Raw genomic sequence first — 390 nt, 5'->3', positions numbered from 1 at the left:
CCCGGACCTGAATCACAGTGCATCGCATCAAGCGCCCACACTTATCGGTTGTTTAATTGTTAAAGAGCGGCACTGCAAATTCGGTACTACAAACTACTTACTGCTACCTGCTGACCCTGCCAGCGCTACGCGGCTTTCGCCTTGCGTCGCTTGCTGTTTTCAGCAGCAGAGAGGCGAGATTATGAAGAAGTTTTTATCGCTTGTCAAGTCAGCTTCGTTCGCTTTCGCGCCACCGCTTTCTTGCCTGCGACCTCTTCAGGTCTGCTCTCTTTAGCAGCTATCGAAACATCAGAACCACCCATCCGGGTAAACCCTAAGTTTTCGGCAACTGCCAAGCCTGAAACTATAACACGACTTTTGCAGATTATGCAACCGGCTCTTGCCTAATTT

General features: G+C 49.7%; 1 protein-coding gene. It reads left to right on the top strand.

Features of this window, described 5'->3' with window-relative positions; genetic code table 11:
- Positions 1 to 141: 141 nt before the first annotated feature.
- Positions 142 to 387 carry a hypothetical protein gene (locus V6F88_RS27830; protein ID WP_332613525.1) on the top strand — a complete coding sequence of 82 codons (246 nt, stop codon included), beginning with the start codon at positions 142 to 144 and terminating at the stop codon, positions 385 to 387.
- Positions 388 to 390 lie beyond the last annotated feature (3 nt).

The sequence above is a fragment of the Achromobacter sp. ESBL13 genome, assembly GCF_036668755.1.
GTDB lineage: Bacteria > Pseudomonadota > Gammaproteobacteria > Burkholderiales > Burkholderiaceae_B > Achromobacter.
The sequence above is the reverse complement of the archived record's forward strand: the minus strand, read 5'-3'. Positions and strand labels throughout refer to the sequence as shown.